The sequence below is a fragment of the Pseudomonas sp. NFACC14 genome (genome assembly GCF_900106885.1).
Taxonomy (GTDB): domain Bacteria; phylum Pseudomonadota; class Gammaproteobacteria; order Pseudomonadales; family Pseudomonadaceae; genus Aquipseudomonas; species Aquipseudomonas fluorescens_AA.
Genome location: NZ_FNOA01000007.1, coordinates 158,209 through 177,703, shown reverse-complemented (window position 1 = coordinate 177,703; position 19,495 = coordinate 158,209). Strand labels below are relative to the sequence as shown.

Below are 19,495 nucleotides of genomic sequence, written 5' to 3'. Positions count from 1 at the left end.
GGATGAGTGCGATGACGCAACAAGCTTTCCTGGAGATTGCGCAGCGGCTGGCTTCCTTGCCCGCGGACAAGAAAAAGATCTTTCGCCAGCGCCTGGCCGAGAAGGGCATCGATAGCTGGCGCCTGCCGATCGTTCCCGCCATGCTCGCCGAAGATGGGCGCTTGCCGTTGGCCCAGGCGCAGCGGCGTTTCCTGTCGGCGGAGGCTCTGAGCAGTCGTGCTCTTTACAACTTGTGCTCTGTACTGCGTTTCGACGGCCGCCTCGATGGCGAACGTTTGCAACAGGCCATGCAACAGTTGACCGACCGTCACCAGATATTGCGTACCCGTTACACGACCGACGCGCAAGGACAGTTGCAGTCTCATTGCGAGGCGCAACAAGTACCACGGCCCAGCGTCGAACCGCTGGCCCTGGCGGCTTGCGAATATGAACAGTGGTGCGCCGATGAGTACGCCCGGCAACTGGCCGAGCCTTTTGATCTCAGCCAGTCGGCGCCTTGGCGCTGGCAGGCGTTCAGCGATGCGCAGGAACAATCGACCTGGTTGTTCTTCACCATTCACCATGTGGCCTACGATGCCTGGTCAGCTCAACAACTGACCCTTGAACTGGCCGAGGCTTACCGGGCGCTGGCAGTGGATGAGCCTGCCCGGCAACCCGAACTGAGCATCCAATACGCCGACTATGCCGCTTGGGAACAGGAGTGGCTGGACAGCGAAAGCTGCCGACAGCACATCGATTTCTGGTGCGCACAGCTGGCCGATGCGCCAGCGCCGCTGGCATTGCCCCTGGACCGCCCACGTCCGGCGCCAGCTCAACGCCGCCACAGCGGCGCAGTGCTTGCCCGGACGCTGTCGCCGCAACTGGCGACAGCGGTCGAGGCGGCTATTCGTAACCATGGGGTGACGCTGTACATTTACGGTCTGACGGCTTTCAGTTGCCTGCTGTCGCGCTACAGCGGCGAGACTGACCTGTGCCTGGGCACTTCGGCCGCTCAACGCGATCGTCCAGAGCTGGTGCCGTTGATCGGCCCGCTGCTCAATACCCTGGTGATCCGTCAGCGCTTGCACGACAACCCGGACTTCGCCACCGCGCTGCTGCGCACCCGCGACACCGTCGCCGCCGCCTTCGATCATCAGTTACTGCCGTTTGAAAAGGTGCTCGAAAATATCGAGCGCCCACGTTCGAGTCCGCTGTTTCAGGTCATGTTCGTCCAGGTGGACTTGCCCGAGAGCCGCACCCTGACATTGCCGGGTGTCGCGGTTGAAGTCCTTGATCCACCGCAGCGTCATGCACGTTTCGACCTCACGCTGCGCCTGGTGCGTAGCGCCGATTCGGGCCTGCGTTGTGAGATGGAATACAGCGATGAAGTGTTCGAGGCGGCGACGGTCGAGCAGATGCTGGACGACTTGTTGGCGATTCTCCAAGAGGCGTCAAGTCATCCCCAGTGCCGTCTGGCCGAGCTTCAGTTGGCTTCGCCGCCGAGCGAGGTGTGGGGGCCCGCGTTGGGCGCGATCCCCTTGCCATTGGACCAGCAGGTGCTTCATTGGGCAGCGCACACGCCGACCGCTGCGGCCTTGCGCAGCGTCGAGGGAAGCGTCGACTATGCCAGCCTCGGTGCCGCAAGCCGCGCCTTGGCTTCGCGATTGGCCGGCCAGGGCGTTGGGCCGGGGCAGGTGGTTGCGCTGTGCATGCCGCGTTGCGCGGAACAACTGCTGGCGACGCTGGCGTGTTGGCAGCGTGGAGCGGTCTGTCTGTTTCTCGACCCGGCACAGCCGCCACAGCGACTTGCGCAGCTCTTGCAGGACAGTGGCGCGAGCCTGTGGGTGACATTGGCCGATGCCCCTGAGACCGGTGTCCACATGGCGCGCCTGGTGCTCGGCGCCGCCGACTTGTCCGCCGTGGCCACCGAGGGGCCGGGTGAGAGCCTCAGCCAGCCACACCTGCCGGCCTACCTCATTTATACCTCGGGTTCTACCGGCCAGCCCAAAGGCGTCCTGGTCACTCACGGCAACCTGGCGCATTACGCGAGCGCGGTGGGTCAACGCCTGCAAGCGAAGCCGGGCAGCCGCTGGGCGACGTTGGCGACCGTGGCCGCGGACCTGGGGCTGACGTGCGTGTTCGCTGCGCTGAGCGCCGGCGATCCGCTGATTCTGCCGCCTGCGTCGTTGACCTTCGATCCGCCCGGCTGGGCCGACTTTCTTGACGAGCATCCCGTGGATTGCCTGAAGATCGCGCCTTCTCACTTGCGCGGTCTGTTGGCCCTGGACGATGCCCGACGGGTCTTGCCCAGGGATCTGTTGATCCTGGGCGGTGAGGGTTTCGACCCCACCTTGTTCGCACGGGTGCGCGAATTGGCGCCGCAACTGCGCATCTTCAACCACTACGGGCCTTCGGAAACCACGGTGGGGGTGATTTGTGGCGAAATCCTCGCGCCCGACTCGCTGGACTCGGGGCGGTATCTGCCCTTGGGACAGCCGTTATCGGACTGCCAGCTGCGCATCGTCGACGGCAACGATGTCTCCGTGCCGCTGGGTGTCGCCGGTGAGTTGCTGATCGGTGGTCCTCAGGTTGCCCAGGGCTATCTCGGTCAACCGGAGCTGACCGCCCAGGTTTTCGGTTCCACACCCCAGGGGCAACGCTTTTATCGCAGCGGTGACAGGGTTCGCCTGGATCGCCACGGGCGGTTGGTGTTCCTGGGGCGTCAGGACGACCAAGTCAAGATCCGTGGTTTTCGCGTTGAGCCGGGCGAAGTCAGCGCCTGGCTCAATGCTCAGCCTCAGGTGCGCGAAGGGGTGGTACTGGCCTGTGAAGTGAAGGGGCGCACGCAACTGGTGGCGTACCTCAGTCCGTCCTTGGCAGCCGAAGTCTTGGCGAGCCTGCAAGCCGAGGCCAGGCGTCAATTGCCGGAGCACATGGTGCCCAGCCATTGGTCGGTGCTGGATGCATTGCCGCTGACGGCCAATGGCAAGCTGGATCGACGTGCATTGCCTGAACCGGCTGAGCAAGCGTCGTCCGCTGTCTCCGCTCGGCCACCCAGTGGCGCCACGGAACAGCGCCTGGCGCAGTTGTGGTGCCAGATCCTCGGCTGCACCCAGGTCGGGCGCGAAGATGATTTCTTTGCCCTCGGCGGCGATTCGATTCTGAGCCTGCAATTGATCGGCCTGGCTTCGCGCGAAGGGCTCAAGCTACAACCGCGCGATGTCCTGCAACATCCCACCCTGGCGGCCATGGCCCTGTGCATCGATGGGCGGTTGGACCCCGTGGTGCTGACCGTCCTCACGGCCTTTCGCGAACTGCTTGGGCAGCCCGGCCTGGGGCCGGACGCTGACTTCTTTGCCGAGGGCGGGGATTCGATCCTCAGCCTGCAATTGATCGCGCGCCTGCGTCAGGCCGAACTGCGCCTGATGCCCCGGCAACTGCTGGAAAACCCCACCGCCCGGCAACTGGCCGGGGTACTGACTGCCTCAGTGTCACCGGTCGTTGCACCACCGCCGGCAACCGAAGCCTTGGCGTCGCCGCGTGCACTGTCCCACGCCCAGCAACGGGTGTGGTTCATGCAACAGCTCGATCCGACTGCGACGGCCTACAACGTGACGCAATTGCTGGCCTTGCGTGGTGACGTGGACGTGCCTCGACTGCAACGCACCTGCCAGACCCTGGTCGCGCGGCATGACGCCTTGCGCTGCCGGTTCTTTGAAGCACAAGGGCAGGTCTGGCAGCGCCTGGATGAGACGGCCTGTGCGATCTTCAACGTGCATGACCTCCATGGCCTGGATGAGTCGCAACAGGTCGCGGCCATCGCCACGGCCGCCCAGCGCGTTTTCGATCTGGTCCAGGGACCGTTGCTGGCAATCGACTTGTTTTGTGTGGCGCCGGGTGACTACCGGTTGCTCTTCAATGTGCACCACATTGCCGTGGACGGCTGGTCCATGGGCTTGTTGGTTGAGGATTTTGCGTTGATCTACCAGGACCAGGCCGCACCCGCGACCACCGGGTTGCTGGCGCTGATCGAAGCTCAGCGGCGCGAGCTGGAAGGCGCGCAGGGCAGCCAGTTGCTGGCGTATTGGCAACAACGCTTGCAAGGCCTGAGCAACGAGCCGCTGGAGTTGCCGGACCACTGCGCGCGTCCGGCACTGCAGGCGTACGCCGGTGCCCGTAGCGAGTTTGTCTTGCCTGGCCCGTTGAGCGCGGCTATCGATGCCCGGGCCAGGGCATTGGGGGTTACGCCCTTCGTGCTGTATTTCGCCGCCTATCAACTGCTGCTCTGGCGTCATGGCGGGCGCAAGGACTTCGCCATTGGCTTGCCAGTGGCGGGGCGCGAATCGGCCGAGAGCCAGGCATTGGTCGGCTTGTTCGTCAACACGTTGGCGCACCGGGTACAGATCGATGCCCGGCAAAGCCTGCAAGCCTTTATCCACGACCTGAACGGGCGATTGGCCAGTGACCTGGCCCATCAGGCGCTGCCGTTCGAGCAATTGTTGGACATGCTGGATGTCGAGCGTAGCCTGGACCGCACGCCGGTGTTTCAGGCGATGTTCAACTATCAGGCTGACCACCGCGATGCGCGCAGCCTCAGCCTGCCCGGCATCAGCGTGGCGTCACTGGCGTTGCCGGATGGCGTGGTGAGTGCCAAGTTCGACCTGACGTTCAATGTGTTCAGCCAAGGCCGTGGGGCCGACGCCCGCACCGGTTTGATCGTCGAGTACGCCACCGCGTTGGTGCGCCCTGGCACCAGCCAACGACTGGCGGAGGATTACCAGGGATTGCTCGCCAGCCTGGCCAACGTCGATCTTCAGCAGCGCTTGCTGGAAGTGCCCCTGGGTTCAGTCGCCAGCCTGGCTACGGCGGGCACGTCCTGGCTTTTGAATGGCGAAGCGGATTTCGTCACGCGCTTCGAAGTACAGGCCGCCGTTCATCCTGATCGTATCGCGGTGTGCTGCGCCGATCGCCGCTTGAGCTACGCCGAACTGGATGCCCAAGCCAACCGCCTGGCCCACTGGTTGCTGGCGCAGGGCATCGGCCAGGAATCGACGATTGCCTTCTGCCTGCCTCGAGACGAACGGCTGCTGGTCTGCCTGTTGGGGATCCAGAAAGCCGGTGCCGGCTACCTGCCGCTCGACCCGGCTCACCCACCGGCACGCCAGGCGCAGATTCTCACCCGGGCGCGGCCGCAATTGCTGCTCTGCGATACGCTGTCCGCAGACTTGCCCGGGCACCTGCGCAGTTGCCTGTGGGCGGACCTGCCGTTGGCGCAGTGTTCCGCTCAAGCCCCGGCCTTGCCGACAACGCTTGAGCAGTTGGCTTATACGCTCTACACCTCGGGGTCGACCGGGCAGCCCAAGGGCGTGCAGATCAGTCGCGGCAGTTTCGCCAACTTCCTGCTGGCCATGGAGGAGGCGCTGCCATTGGAACACGTGCAGCGCTACCTGGCCCTGACCACCGTGACCTTCGACATTTGCGGCCTGGAGCTGTGCCTGCCGTTGGTACGCGGTGGCACGGTGGTGCTGGCCGACGATGAAGAGCGACAGGACCCGGTGTTGCTCGCGCGCCTGATCCAGCACCAGGCCGTGGATCTGATCCAGGCCACGCCGGCCACCTGGGCGATGCTGTTGCAAGGCGATCGCCGGGCACTGGCCGGGCGTGTGGCCCTGGCCGGCGGTGAGGCGCTGGCGGCGGAGATGGCGAGCGAACTCAGGCAATGCGTGGCGCACCTGGTCAATGTCTACGGCCCGACAGAAACCACGGTGTGGTCCACCCAGACGCCGATCGATGCCCTGCAATCGCCCGTCGCACCGATTGGCCGGCCGCTGCTCAACACCCGTTGCCACGTCCTTGATGAGCACCTGTGCGAAGTGCCTCCCGGCTGTGTGGGTGAGCTTTATATCGCCGGTGACGGCCTGGCCCGCGGTTATGCCGGGCAGCCGGGGTTGACCGCCGAACGCTTCATTGCCGATCCGTTCGGCCGCGAGGGCGGGCGGTTGTACCGCACGGGCGATCTGGCGCGTTGGCAGCCCGATGGGCAGCTGTATTACCTCGGTCGCACCGATGATCAGATCAAGTTGCGCGGTTATCGCATCGAACTGGGGGAGATCGAAGCCGTGCTGCTCAGCCACCCCGAGCTGCTGCAGGCGGTCGTGACCGTGCAAGGCGAGCACCTGGCCGCCTTCTGGGTCGCCAGTCCCGACAACCCGCCTGACGAAGCCACGATCCGCAACTACTTGCAGACGCGTTTGCCGGCCTACATGTTACCGACGCATTTGCAGGCACTGGAGCAGTTGCCCCTCAATACCAATGGCAAAGTGGATCGCAAACGACTGCCACAGGTGCAGTTGGACGTCGGCGGTGTGGGTGTCGTCCAGCGTGCGCTGACGGCCAGCGAGGCACAACTGGCCGAGGTCTGGGCGGCGGTGTTGAACCGACCGCAGATTCCTGCCGACGGGCATTTTTTCCAGTTGGGCGGGCATTCGCTGATGGCGGCCCAGGTGCGTGCGCGCTTGCGCGAACAGGGCCTTGAAGTGCCGTTGCGCTGGTTGTTCGAAACGCCGGTGCTGGCGGACCTGGCGCAGCGCATCGAAGGCCTTGCGCCTCACCTAGGCCTGGCTTCGTTGCAGATTCCTCATGTCGACCGACAGATCGATCAACCCTTGTCCTCGGCGCAGCAGCGGGTCTGGCTGATGCAACAGTTGGATCTGGCTGACAGCAGCTTCAACATGAGCAGCAACGTACGCTTGCGCGGCCAGCTGGACAGCCACGCCCTGGAGCGATCGTTGCATCGGCTGGTGGAACGCCATGCCATCTTGCGCACCACGTATCACCAGCGCGGCGGCGAGTTGTACCAGCGGATTCACGAACACCTGTCGGTGGCGTTGCAAGTGATTGCATCGAGCGCGACGCAGTGGCCGGCTGATGCCCGCGACATTGCGCTGCGACCGTTCGACCTCGGTGGCGAGGCACCGCTGCGGGCGGTCCTGTACCGCCTCGGTGAGCAGGACCATGTGCTGCAACTGGTCATGCACCACATTGCCTCCGACGGCTGGTCCGGCGCAGTGCTGGTCGATGAGCTGATCCAAGGTTACGAGGCGTACAGCGCGGGTGTTCTGCCGCCACAAGACGAACTGGCGATCCAATACGTCGACTACGCGGCATGGCAAGGTTCTGCGGCGGTACAGCGGCGTCAGCGTGAAGGCCTGGATTTCTGGCGACAGGCTCTGGCCGGCATTCCCGCGCAAGTGCCATTGCCTTTCGATTTCCCACGTCCGGAGCGAGACAACGGCGCCGGGGCGGCCTTGGACTTTCAATTGCCGGCGGCCACGGTTGGCCGGTTGAAGGCCTTCGCGCAAGACAGCGCAACGTCGCCGTTCATGGTGCTGCTGACCTGTTATGCCGCCGTGCTGCAGCGCGAAACCCAAGGACGCGACCTGGTCATCGGTACGGATGTGGCCAACCGCGAGCATCCTGCCACGGAGTCTCTGATCGGCTTCTTCGTCAATCTGCTGGCCTTGCGTATCCGCCTGCAACCGGAGTTGAGTTTCCGTGAGCAAGCGCAGCAGGTCCGGGAGGTTTGCCTGCAAGCGTTCGCCTGGCAGGACACGCCGTTCGAACGTGTCGTCGAATGCCTGGAACTGCCACGGGTGGCGAATGTGCATCCGCTGTTGCAAACGTTGTTCGTGCTCGACAACACGCCGCGGCAACAACGCCAACTTGGCCACTTGCAGGTCGAGCCACTGACGGGCGAGCAGCACCATTCCAAGTTCGACATGGCCCTGTTCGCCAGCGAAGACGGCGATGGGATCAGCCTGCGCTGGGTGTATCGCACCAGCCTGTTTCGCCGGGGCACGGTTGAACGCTTGCGTGATGCCTTCCAATCGCTGCTGGACCTGGCCCTCGGTGCGCCAGACAACCCAATCGATACCTTGATTCTGACTCCAGGAGGAGTTGTCGCAATGTCCACGGACAATCCGTTGCAACGCAAAATGAGCAAATTGGGCAAGATGCGCCAGAGCGGGTCGCCTGTCACCCGCGAGCCCTTCGAAGCCCGACCGCTGCGCGAAGGCTCGAAGTTCCCCTTGTCGATTCGGCTGCGTGACCGTGAACTGGCGCCGGCCATCTGGGCTGAAGCCAACCGTGAAAAGGTCGAAAACTGGCTGCTCGAACACGGTGGCATTGTCTTCCGTGGCTTTGATTTGCCGACGCCGGCGGCGTTCGAAGCTTTTTGCCAGGCCTTGTGTCCTCAGTTGTATGGTCAGTACGGTGACCTGCCAAAGGAGGAGGGTGGCAAGAACATCTACAAGTCCACGCCCTATCCCAAGGACCGGATGATCCTGTTTCACAACGAGAGTGCTCATCAGCATCGCTGGCCGCGCCGGCAATGGTTCTACTGCCAGACGCCGGCCACGTCCGGTGGCGCGACCCCGATTGTCGACAGCCGCCAGGTCTACCGAGAACTGCCGGCCTGGCTGCAAGTGAACCTGCGACGCAAGCAACTGATGTACGTGCGTAATTTCAGCGCCAGCCTGGACGTCAGTTGGCAGCATTTCTTCCAGACCCAGGAGCGTGCCGACGTCGAACGGATCTGCCGTGAGAGCAATATCGAGTTCCAGTGGCGCGGCGCCAACGATCTGCACACCCGGCAGGTGTGTCCCGCGGTCATCCTGCACCCGTTGACGGGAGAGGAGAGCTTCTTCAATCAGATTCAGCTGTATCACCCGGCCTTTCTCGATGCCGATGTGCGCGAGCAGTTTCTACGCGACGGTGAAGCCTCGATGCCCAGGCAGGTGTTTTACGGTGACGGTTCCGAACTCGAGCCCGAGGCCATCGAGGCCATCAACACGGCCTATGACCGTTGTGCCGTGCGTTTCGACTGGCAACAGGGGGATGTGGTCATGCTCGATAACATGATGGCGGCACACGCCCGGGACCCGTTCGAAGGCGAGCGCAAAATCGTCGTGGCCATGGGGGAAATCTATGGCCGTGACCAAGTGATGGCTGCGCCGGCGCAGACCGAAGAGACACAGGTAGAGTGGAAACCATGATGGACCTTGGACTCACGCTTTCACCCCAGCAAAAACAACTGGCCCAGGCCAATCCGCACGCCTGGCGCTGGGTTCGCATGCAGCTGGCGGGCGTGCCCGGAGGCATCGTCGAACAGCGCCTGCGCGACGGCTTGCAGCAGCATCAGGCGTTGCGCCTGCGCTACCAGCGTCCGGTCGGCGCCACCGGCCTGCGTCAACGGGTGGTCGAGCCAGGCGACCTGCGCCTGAACTGGCGTCAGGGGCGCTCGGGTGACGGGCACGATGAGCAAACATGGCTGAGCGATGCCCAGCAACGTTGCCTGGCCGAACAACCCGATGTATTGGCCTGGTTGCTCGACGATTGGTTGCTCTTGGCGGTCCCGGTGTATTCGCTGGACCCGCGCAGCCTGATCCAGTTGCAGGAGCAGTTGCTGGGTCGCGCCGCGCCCTTGGACGCCGACCCCATGCAGTACGGTGAATACGTCGAATGGATCAATGGCCTGCAACTGGACGAAGATGCCGAGCAGGGCGCGCAGTTCTGGCGCAACCAAGCCCTGCAGGAAGTGCCGGGCATGCGCCTGATCGAACGCTATGGCATCGCCAGCGGCAGCCATGCCGTCGTCCGGCTAGCGCTTGCGCAGACACTGCCGGCGGCCTTGACGGCCCTGGCCGAGCGCGAAGGTGTGGCTGTCGAGCCACTGGTCCTGGCTGCCTGGGGGGCATTGCTGGGCAGGCTCAATGGGCAGCAGCACGGCCAGTTGGGTTTGCAGCACGATCCTCGTGATGACTACGAGGAGCTATCGGGCGCCTTCGGGCTGTTCGAGCAGACCCTGCCGATGATGGTGCAGTTGTCCGAGCACAGCACCTTGGTCAACCTGGCGCGGTCATTGGCGCGGCAACTGGAAAACGCCGTGGCCTGGCAGGAATATGTCGGCCAGGCCCAGTTGCTGCCAGAGTGGCGCGCCAGTTTCCAGACCGGGCTGCGTGTCGTGCATGCACCGTCGCTGCATGGCTTGCAGGTCCTGTCCTTCGATACACCGGTCGAGCTGCAATTGCAGCTGACGCTCGATGCCCAGGGCAGCGCAGAGCTGGCACTGGTCTACGATTGTGGCCTGTACCGTGAAGTCCAGGTGCAGATGGTGCTCAAGCGCTTCGCCCATTGGCTTGAACAATTGCTGCAGTCGCCCAACGCTCCCATCCATGGCGTCGATGCCCATTTGCCCGAGGAACTGTCGGCGTTGCCGACCCGTCCCGCCCTGGCACCGGATCTCGATATCGTCGCCACCGTGCGCGAACACGCCCGGACACAACCGGACCGGCCAGCGCTGCGCTATGGGGAGCAAATATTCTCTTACGCCGAACTCGATGCCCTGAGCGATCGGGTTGCCGGCAGCCTGCGTCAGGCCGGTGTCGGCCGTGAGCAAGTGGTCGGCCTGTACCTGCCGCGTGGGGCGCAGATGCTGATCGCGATGCTGGCCTGCTTCAAGGTCGGTGCTGCCTATCTGCCCCTGGACCCTCAACAACCCCCCCTGCGTCTGGCCGGCATCATCGATGATGCTCGACCTGCGTTGTTGCTGCACGCAGAGGGGCTAGCGCCCGATACCTCGGTGAACACGCTGTGCTGGTCGCAGGCATGCACCGGGCCGGTGTTCGATTCGCCGGTGCAGGGCACGGCGCAAGACCTGGCCTACGTGCTCTATACCTCAGGGACCAGCGGCAAGCCTAAAGGTGTGCAGATCGAACAAGGTCAATTGCGCCACTACGTCACGCAGGTGACTCGCGCGCTCCAGTTGCCCGAGGCCGGGCACTATGGCCTGGTGTCCTCGCTGCTGGCGGATCTTGGCAATACCGTACTGTTTCCTGCCTGGTTGCAGGGCGGCTGCGTGCATGTGCTGGAGCAGTCCACCGTGACGGATGCCCGGGCGTTCGCCGAAGCGCTTCAGCGCTACCCGTTGGACGTGCTCAAGATCGTCCCTTCGCACCTCGAAGCGCTGATGGGCGAACACGCGACCCAGGCAGTGCTTCCGCGCCGGGTCCTGGTGCTGGGCGGCGAGCCGATCGGTGAGCCTCTGCTGAACCGTTTGGCCCAAGCGAAACCCACCTGTCGCCTGTACAACCATTACGGTCCGACGGAGACCACCGTAGGGGTGTTGTGGCGGGCGATCGATATCGACCAGGGCGTGAGTGGCAGCGCCTTGAATCAGGTCTTGGGCGATAACCGCATCCACTTGCTCGATGACCAGCAACGACCGGTCCCGCCCGGCCAGGCCGGGGAGCTTTGCATCAGCGGCGCCAGTGTCGGGCGCGGCTATGTGGGCGGTGTCGGTGGCAGCGCCTTTGGTGTCGATCCGCTCAGCGGCAGCCGCTTGTATCGCACCGGTGATCTCGCCTTGCGCCAGGCCGATGGCGCACTGCGCATGCTTGGACGCAATGATCAACAGGTAAAAATCCGCGGGTTTCGCCTGGAACTGGCGGAAGTCGAGCAGGCGTTGTTGGCCCAGCCAGGCGTATTGCAGGCCGCTGTCCTGCTGGACGGCGAAGGCGATCATGCACGCTTGCTGGCTTTCGTGGTCAGGGACGAGACCGGGGGGCAGACCACCGAACAGCTGTGTGCCGCCCTGGCTCGCCAGTTGCCGGACTACATGCTGCCCAGCGCTGTCCTTGCGCTCAAGACGCTGCCACTCAACAGCAATGGCAAGTTGGATCGCAAGAACCTGCTCGAACGTGCCCGGCAACGCTTGCAGAGCACCCGCGTGGCACCTGTCGGCGAGCTGGAAACTGCCATCTTGGCCATCTGGTGCGAGGTGCTTGGCGTTGACGACCTGGGGGTGACCGACCACTTCTTCAACGTTGGCGGGCACTCGCTGGCGGCGATCAAAGTGGTCTCGCTGATTCGCGAGCGCCTGTCGCTCGAATTGCCAACCAACCTGCTGTTCGAACGGCATACCGTGCGCGAACTGGTCCACGGCCTGGGCAGCGACGACGGCGGTGGCCCTTGGAAAGTCTTGCATGACGCGGATGAGCAGTCGCCGGCCTTGCTGCTGGTACACGGCGCGCAAGGGCACCTGCAGGCGTATCAGCCTCTGGTGGACAATCTGAGGGGCAAAGCCGCTGTCTTTGGCCTGGCCGCCCTGGAAAATGGCTGGGGTGAGGGCGACATGGACGCGTTGTTGCAGCAATACGTGGCAAGCATCCCCGCGCAGTTGAAACAGCGTCCGTTGGTGCTGCTGGGCTGGAGCCTGGCGTCGCGCCTGGCGTTGGCGCTGATCCCCCATCTGCAAGCCAACGGCTTTACCGTCGAAGGGCTTGCAGTACTCGACCATGATGCGCAGCGCAGCCTGGCCGGCGAGGGCGATGAGGCGGGCCAGTTGATTGCCGATGTCGCCTTCTATTGCCGCAGCCACGCCCAGCCCATGGGCGAGTCGCTGCGCGAGCGCTTGACGGGGCTGCTGGCCGGCCTTGACTACGCCGAGGGCGTTGCCCGGTTGCTCGACGATGCCCAGGTGCGTGCGCATCTGCGATGGGAAGCCGCCGATGCTGATTTGCTCGCACTATTGGCGCAGTATCGGGCAATCAAGCTGCGTTTGTACGAATATGCCTTGCCCACCGTCGATGTACCGCTGTGGCTCTGGCGCGGCAATGCCCATGCCGACTTGCGCGCCCAGTGGCAAGCGCATACCCGCCAGGCTGTCCACCAGTGGACGCTGGACGTGGGCCATCACGAGATACTGGGGGAGCCGCGCTTGGTCGAAAACCTGTTGCCTTTACTGTTGGAAACCTCTGCCAAGGTGGTGTCGGCCTCATGATCCTATTGAAAGAACTGCTGCATGACGCTCGATGGCGCATTCTGCTGGCGATCCTGAGCAGCGCCTTGAGTGCAGCCACCAGCATCGGCCTGATCGGCTACATCAACCGCAGCCTGGATCATGGTCTCGATGATATGGGCCGGGGCTTGTTGCTGTTCGGCGGTTTGCTGATCCTGTTGTTCATCAGCGGTGTCATCTCGCAATGGTTGCTGGTGCAGATCGGCCATCGCCTGGTCTACCAACTGCGCCTGCGGCTGGTGGGCAAGGTATTGGGCACTGCACTCGAACGCATCGAGCGGTTGGGCAGCCCGCGTATCTACAACGCGCTGACCAAGGACGTGACCACCGTCGCCACGGCGTTCAAGCAGCTGCCGATCTCCTTGTACAACGGCCTACTGTTGTTGGCAGGGTTGGCCTATATGGCCTGGCTGAGCCTGCCGTTCTTCTTTCTGACCCTCGGGGTGATCGCGTTCGGAGTAGGGCTTGATGTATTGCTCGGGCGCAAGGTCAAGACCCTGATGCAGGCCGTACGACGGCAGGATGATCAACTGACCGAACAATTCGAGGCCGCCATCCAGGGTCGTTGCGAGTTGGGCCTGAGCCGGGAACGCCGCCACTTGCTCTATGAACACAGGCTCGAACCCATCGCGCGGGCCTCGTTGGACGCGTCGGTACGGGCCGACACTTTGTGGGCGGTGAACCTGAACTGGACGACACTGCTGGTGTTCGTACTCATTGGCACGCTGTTCTTTCTCGGCCAGGGGCTAGGGTTGCTCAGCCAACAGGTGGTGGTGGGCTACGTGCTGGCGATCATGTTTCTGCGCACGCCGATCTCGATGATCCTCGACGCCATTCCCGCGGTCATTCGCGGCCATGTCGCCTTGCAAGCCATCGATGCCCTGGCGCTGGGTGAGACGGTGCAGTTCACGACGCCTGCGCAAGCGGCACAACCGTTCGGCGAGTTGCGCCTGTCAAACGTGCGCTATCGCTATCCGGGGCAGCGTGACGAGTTCGCGTTCGAACTAGGGCCGATCGATCTGTCGATTCGTCGCGGTGAGTTGATTTTCATTGTCGGTGGCAATGGCAGCGGTAAATCGACCCTGGCCAAGCTGCTGACAGGGCTCTACGTGCCCACTTCGGGGCAGGTTTCGCTCAATGGCGTGGAACTCGATGCCAGCACCAGTGAGTGGCATCGCGAGCATTTCGCCGCCATTTTTGCCGACTTCTACCTGTTCGCTGATGTGCTGGGCGAGGCTGGCAACCATGAAGGGCTCGAGGCGCGGGTGGATCACTATCTCGACCGCCTGGGGCTGGCTCATAAGGTTGAATTCGCGGCCGGGCGCCTGTCGACCACGGCGCTGTCCCAGGGCCAGCGCAAGCGCCTGGCGCTGTTGCTGCTCATGATGGAAGGCCGGGAAGTGTTCCTGCTGGACGAATGGGCGGCCGATCAGGATCCGGTGTTCCGTCATGTGTTCTACAACGAACTGCTACCCGAGCTGAAGGCGGCCGGCAAGACCGTGATTGCAATCACCCATGACGACCGTTATTTCGATGTCGCCGACCGGGTCTATCGTCTCGACTACGGCCATCTCGTGGACTATGACCGAACGGCGGAAAACCCGTTTCAACTGGCGAAATAGCGTTGCCATCAGGCGGGCTGTTCCTGCCGTTTGCACTCATCGAGGGGGCAACTGCTGCAATAGCCGACGCCGGGAAGGCGGTAGCGAATGCAGCAGATGCGCCTCAGGCGCTGCGGCTCGTCTTCGCCGACATCCTGGTAATGCACGGGGGCGAACAACGGATTGCGCTGACCATTGGGGCGCAGGCGGCTGGTCAGGATTTCTCTGGCCGGTGCGGTGCTGTCTGCGTTGGCGAGCGGGTGAAGGTCGATCCGGCTGGTGACGAACTCGAAGGTATTGCCGGCATTGCTCCAGAACAACCGGGGCGACGCCCGGGAGGCACTGACCAGGGTTTCGATGACGGGCTCCAGGTGGCCCTCGATCAGGGTATGGAATCGTTCGAAGGCCGTGCAGGGGGGCAAGGGGCGGCCCGCATGGGCCAGGTGCAACGCTTGTGGCCTGGCGTCATGGCCCAGTTGTATCCCCGTGTCGGCCAGGGCAAGCGGCAGATCGCATTGCTGGAGCAGATTGGCCGCCATCACCGGTGCCAGGAATGTGCTGAAGTACCATTTGGACCACAGCGAGACCAGGGCCAGGCGCTCATCGGTTTTGTACCGTGCCTGCAGGTCGTCGACGAACGCGTTGAAATGCCCGGGCTCGAAGAACCTGTCTCCCGGTACGTCCGTACGAGGATGGCTGCGCAGTTGCAGCTTTTCACCATGGTCGGCGAGCGGACCGGTGAACAGCGGGGCAAGGCTGGGGATCATCGACTCATCCGTGGACCGCGAATTGAGAGAGGTTATCGTTCAGAAGGGCTCGAAGTATAAACAGGGTATTGCCGCGATGCGACTGTTCGACGTCGAAATGAAATTTTGAGAAACAAGCATAAATTTTGAGATATTAATGAGAATCGATACTATTAGTATTGTATCGTAGGGTCCTTCCCGTCATACCCGTCAAGGAGCAAGCAATGAGTTTGGACAGTCCGGATACGCGCTTTCTGGTGGTCGTCAATGATCAAGAGCAGTACTCAATCTGGCCGGATTATCGAAGTGTGCCCAACGGCTGGCGCACGCTCGACGTGAGCGGCAGCAAGCAAGAGTGCCTGGACTATATCGATAAGGTCTGGACCGATATGCGCCCGCTAAGCTTGCGCCAGGCCATGCAGGAACAAGGACAGGGCTGATCGCCCGCGACAGAGTTTCTTCACCTCAGGGATTCAATATGGAAAGCGTCCAGCCCCGTCTACCCTCCAGCGCAACCTTCACGCTGGAACAGTTTCGTCAGCAAGCGCCGCGTGAACTGAATACCAACCCGTATCTGCAACGCCAGGCCGCCCGTGAGTCGAATGCCCGGTCTTATCCGCGGCGTATTCCATTGGCGCTGCAGGAAGCCCATGGCCTTTATGTCCGCGACACCCAGGGGCAACTGTTCATGGATTGCCTGGCGGGGGCGGGGACTCTGGCGTTGGGGCATAATCACCCGGTAGCCATTGCGGCCATGCGACAAACGCTCGACTCGGGCTTGCCCTTGCATACCCTGGATCTCACGACACCGGTCAAGGATCGTTTCGTCGAAGACCTGTTCAACGCGCTGCCGGAAAACTTTGCCCGCCATGCGCGCATCCAGTTTTGCGGTCCGACCGGTGCCGACGGCATCGAGGCGGCCTTGAAACTTGCCAGGACGGCCACCGGACGCAAACCGATCCTGTCGTTCTCTGGCGGCTATCACGGCATGACGCTGGGAACATTGAGCCTGATGGGCAACCTGGGGCCCAAACAGGCCCTGGGTTCGCTGATGGCTGACGTGCAGTTCCTGCCATACCCTTATGACTACCGTTGCCCGTTCGGCATTGGCGGCGAAGCCGGGATCGATGCAGGCCTGCATTTTATCGAACAACTGCTCAGCGACCCGGAATCGGGCGTCTTGCCACCTGCGGCCGTGGTGGTCGAAATCGTACAGGGCGAGGGTGGGGTGATCCCGGCACCGATCCGGTGGCTCCAGGGCCTGCGCCAGTTGACGCGCAAGTTTGGCGTGGCGCTGATCGTCGATGAAGTACAGACCGGGTTGGGCCGTACCGGCAAACTGTTTGCATTCGAACATGCGGATATCGAGCCGGACATCCTCGTGCTCTCCAAAGCCATCGGCGGCGGCCTGCCGCTGGCCGTGATGGTGTACCGCGAAGAACTCGATACCTGGAAACCAGGCGCCCATGCCGGCACTTTCCGCGGCAATCAGATGGCGATGGCGGCGGGGGCTGCAACGTTGCGCCACATCATCGGCGAAGACTTGCCTGGGCACGCCGAGGTCATGGGGCAACGATTGATGGGGCATCTGCGTCGGCTGCAAAGCGATTATGCGTGTCTGGGTCAGGTCCGCGGCCGAGGATTGATGGTTGGGGTGGAGATCGTCAGCGATACGCCGAGCGATAACCGTGTACCGGCAGCGGACACGGCCCTGGCCCAGGCCATCCAGCGCCAATGCCTGCGCCTGGGTGTCATTCTGGAGCTTGGCGGGCGCCATGGAGCCGTTGTGCGTTTCCTGCCGCCGTTGATTATCCAGCCTGAAGAAGTCGACGTGTTGGTTGAACTCTTCCACGTCGCTTTGGCCAATGCGCTGGCAGAGGTCAAGGGAAGGGCGCTGCACATCGCGTAAAAACCTGGCAGTGACGCTTGAAACAATGCCCCGATTTATCGGGCATTGCTTTTTGGGCGCGCTCGGCGGCGGGAGTGAGGCGGTATTCAGCCGTAAACCTTCGGCATCCTTTGAGGATTCAGGGGGTTCAGCGGCAAGATCAGGCCCGTCAAGGACTGAGTAGAGCTGGCCGATTGCACTTCGCAGGCTTTCTCCTGATTCGATGCAACGAATGTCGCGTGGTGGCCTCCTATGAAAACGAGCGGCGCTTCGGTTGGAGAGGGGCGACTGCGGTTTTTTCCATGACGGAGGTGATTGTGTCCATGACGGCAGCCGAGAAAAATCATGTCGACTGGCTGGTCGAACAATCGATGCTCAATGCTGCGAGGAAGCGCGCCAAGCTCTACTCGGGCCAGGGACGGATGTGGCAGCAGCCCTATGCGCATACTCGGCCTCGCGACGCCTCGGCATTGGCTTCGGTGTGGTTCACCGCGTATCCGGCCTCCATCGTTACCCGCGAAAATGGCACTGTGCTTGAAGCGCTGGGGGATGAAACCTTATGGCATGCGCTGTCGAGAATCGGTATCCAGGGCATTCACAATGGCCCCTTGAAAAGGTCCGGTGGCCTTTCGGGCGGTGACTACACCCCTACGATTGACGGCAATTTCGACCGCATCAGTTTCGACATCGACCCGCAATTGGGCACCGAGGCGCAATTGCAAGCGTTGACCCGAATGGCCGCCGCGCACAATGCGGTCGTCATCGAGGATGTCATCCCGTCTCATACCGGCAAAGGTGCGGATTTTCGTTTGGCCGAGATGGCGTATGAAGATTATCCGGGCCTCTACCACATGGTGGAAATCCGCGAGGAGGATTGGCCGCTGCTGCCCGACATTGCCGAGGGGCGCGATGCGCAGAACCTCACCCCGCAGCAGGTCGACGTGCTGCGGGACAAGCATTACATCGTCGGACAGTTGCAACGGGTGATCTTCTTCGAACCAGGCGTCAAGGAAACCGACTGGAGTGCGACGCCGGTGGCGATGGGCGTTGACGGCAAGCCGCGCCGTTGGGTCTATCTGCATTACTTCAAGGAAGGGCAACCTTCGCTGAACTGGCTGGACCCGACCTTTGCCGCTCAACAGATGATCATTGGGGACGCACTGCATGCCATCGATGTCTCGGGGGCGAAAATCCTGCGTCTGGACGCCAACGGATTTCTCGGCGTCGAGCGCAAGCTCGAAGGTACCGCCTGGTCCGAAAGCCATCCGCTATCGATCACTGCAAACCAGTTGCTCGCTGGAGCGATTCGCAAGGCCGGCGGCTTCAGTTTCCAGGAACTGAACCTGACCGTAGACGATATCGCCGCCATGTCCCACGGAGGGGCTGATCTCTCCTACGACTTCATCACCCGACCCGCCTACCAGCACGCCTTGCTGATGGGCGATGCCGAATTCCTGCGCTTGATGCTGCGGCAGATGCACACCCTTGGCATCGATCCGGGTTCGCTGATCCATGCGTTGCAGAATCATGATGAATTGACCCTGGAGTTGGTGCACTTCTGGACCCTGCACGCCCACGATACTTACCTCTATCAGGGCCAGACCTTTCCCGGCAGCATCCTGCGCGAGCACATCCGCGAGCAGATGTACGAGCGCCTCACTGGCGAGCATGCGCCCTATAATCTGAAATTCGTCACCAACGGCGTGTCCTGTACCACTGCGAGCATCATCACCGCAGCGCTGGGGATTCGCGATCTCGAGGCCATTACGACGGCGGATATCCAGCAGATTCGCCAGGTTCATCTGCTGTTGGTGATGTACAACGCGATGCAACCTGGCGTGTTCGCATTGTCTGGCTGGGACCTGGTCGGCGCGTTGCCATTGCCGGCCGAACAGGTCGAGCATCTGATGGGCGACGGCGACACACGCTGGATTCATCGCGGTGCCTACGATCTGGTAGACCTCAACCCTGACGCGGCATTGTCGGCCGGCCAGATGCCGCGTCCGAAGACCCTGTACGGCAGCTTGCCAAGCCAGTTGAAAGATCCGGATTCGTTCGTCTCGCAGTTGCGCAAGATCCTCGCTGCGCGCCGTGCCTATGACATCGCCGCCAGTCGCCAGATACTGATTCCGGACGTCGAGCATCCGGGGCTGCTGATCATGGTTCACGAATTGCCGGCTGGCAAAGGTACGCAAATCACCGCGCTGAACTTCGGTTCGACGCCGATCACTGAAACCCTGCACCTGCCCAATATCGCACCGGGGCCGGTGGTCGACATCATCAATGAACGGGTCGAAGGCGACCTTACGCCCGAGGGCGAATTCACCATTACGCTGGATGCGTTCGAAGGGTTGGCGCTACGGGTGGTGAGCAGCTCACCGATGATCTAGGGCTTGGGAAAACGAGGTGGTTGATCGCTCGACCA

General features: G+C 62.7%; 7 protein-coding genes. 6 read left to right on the top strand and 1 reads right to left on the bottom strand.

What is annotated here, in order from left to right; all coding sequences use genetic code 11:
* Window positions 1-11 precede the first annotated feature (11 nt).
* Genes BLU85_RS13585 through BLU85_RS13575 form a run of 3 tightly spaced genes read left to right on the top strand, consistent with a single transcriptional unit; the run spans window position 12 to window position 14,457 of the window.
* The gene (locus BLU85_RS13585) at window positions 12-9,032 is read left to right on the top strand and encodes a non-ribosomal peptide synthetase (RefSeq protein ID WP_170847610.1); all 9,021 of its coding nucleotides are present in this window, start codon (window positions 12-14) and stop codon (window positions 9,030-9,032) included.
* Window positions 9,032-12,817 (top strand): non-ribosomal peptide synthetase, encoded by a 3,786-nt coding sequence (locus tag BLU85_RS13580; protein ID WP_256326582.1) that lies wholly within the window; start codon window positions 9,032-9,034, stop codon window positions 12,815-12,817. The genes BLU85_RS13585 and BLU85_RS13580 overlap by 1 nt, the downstream gene beginning before the upstream one ends.
* Entirely contained in the window at window positions 12,814-14,457 is a 1,644-nt protein-coding gene (locus tag BLU85_RS13575) for a cyclic peptide export ABC transporter (RefSeq protein WP_092202990.1), read from the top strand. The genes BLU85_RS13580 and BLU85_RS13575 overlap by 4 nt, the downstream gene beginning before the upstream one ends.
* Window positions 14,458-14,465: 8 nt before the next feature.
* Here BLU85_RS13575 and fhuF read toward each other — a convergent pair whose 3' ends face one another.
* Window positions 14,466-15,203 carry a siderophore-iron reductase FhuF gene (fhuF, locus tag BLU85_RS13570; protein WP_092202992.1) on the bottom strand — a complete coding sequence of 246 codons (738 nt, stop codon included), beginning with the start codon at window positions 15,201-15,203 and terminating at the stop codon, window positions 14,466-14,468.
* Between the two features lie 203 nt (window positions 15,204-15,406).
* On the opposite strand from fhuF, the gene BLU85_RS13565 reads away from it, so the two are divergent.
* The 3 genes from BLU85_RS13565 to treS all read left to right on the top strand — a co-directional run bounded on the left by BLU85_RS13565 (window position 15,407) and on the right by treS (window position 19,460).
* Window positions 15,407-15,622, top strand: a complete 216-nt coding sequence (locus tag BLU85_RS13565; RefSeq protein ID WP_092202994.1) for an MbtH family protein — start codon at window positions 15,407-15,409, stop codon at window positions 15,620-15,622.
* Window positions 15,623-15,660: 38 nt separating this feature from the next.
* Window positions 15,661-17,091, top strand: a complete 1,431-nt coding sequence (locus tag BLU85_RS13560) for a diaminobutyrate--2-oxoglutarate transaminase (RefSeq protein WP_092202996.1) — start codon at window positions 15,661-15,663, stop codon at window positions 17,089-17,091.
* 302 nt (window positions 17,092-17,393) lie between these two features.
* On the top strand, window positions 17,394-19,460 hold the full coding sequence (treS, locus tag BLU85_RS13555) for a maltose alpha-D-glucosyltransferase (RefSeq protein ID WP_092203065.1): 2,067 nt from the start codon (window positions 17,394-17,396) through the stop codon (window positions 19,458-19,460).
* The last annotated feature ends 35 nt before the right edge of the window (window positions 19,461-19,495 follow it).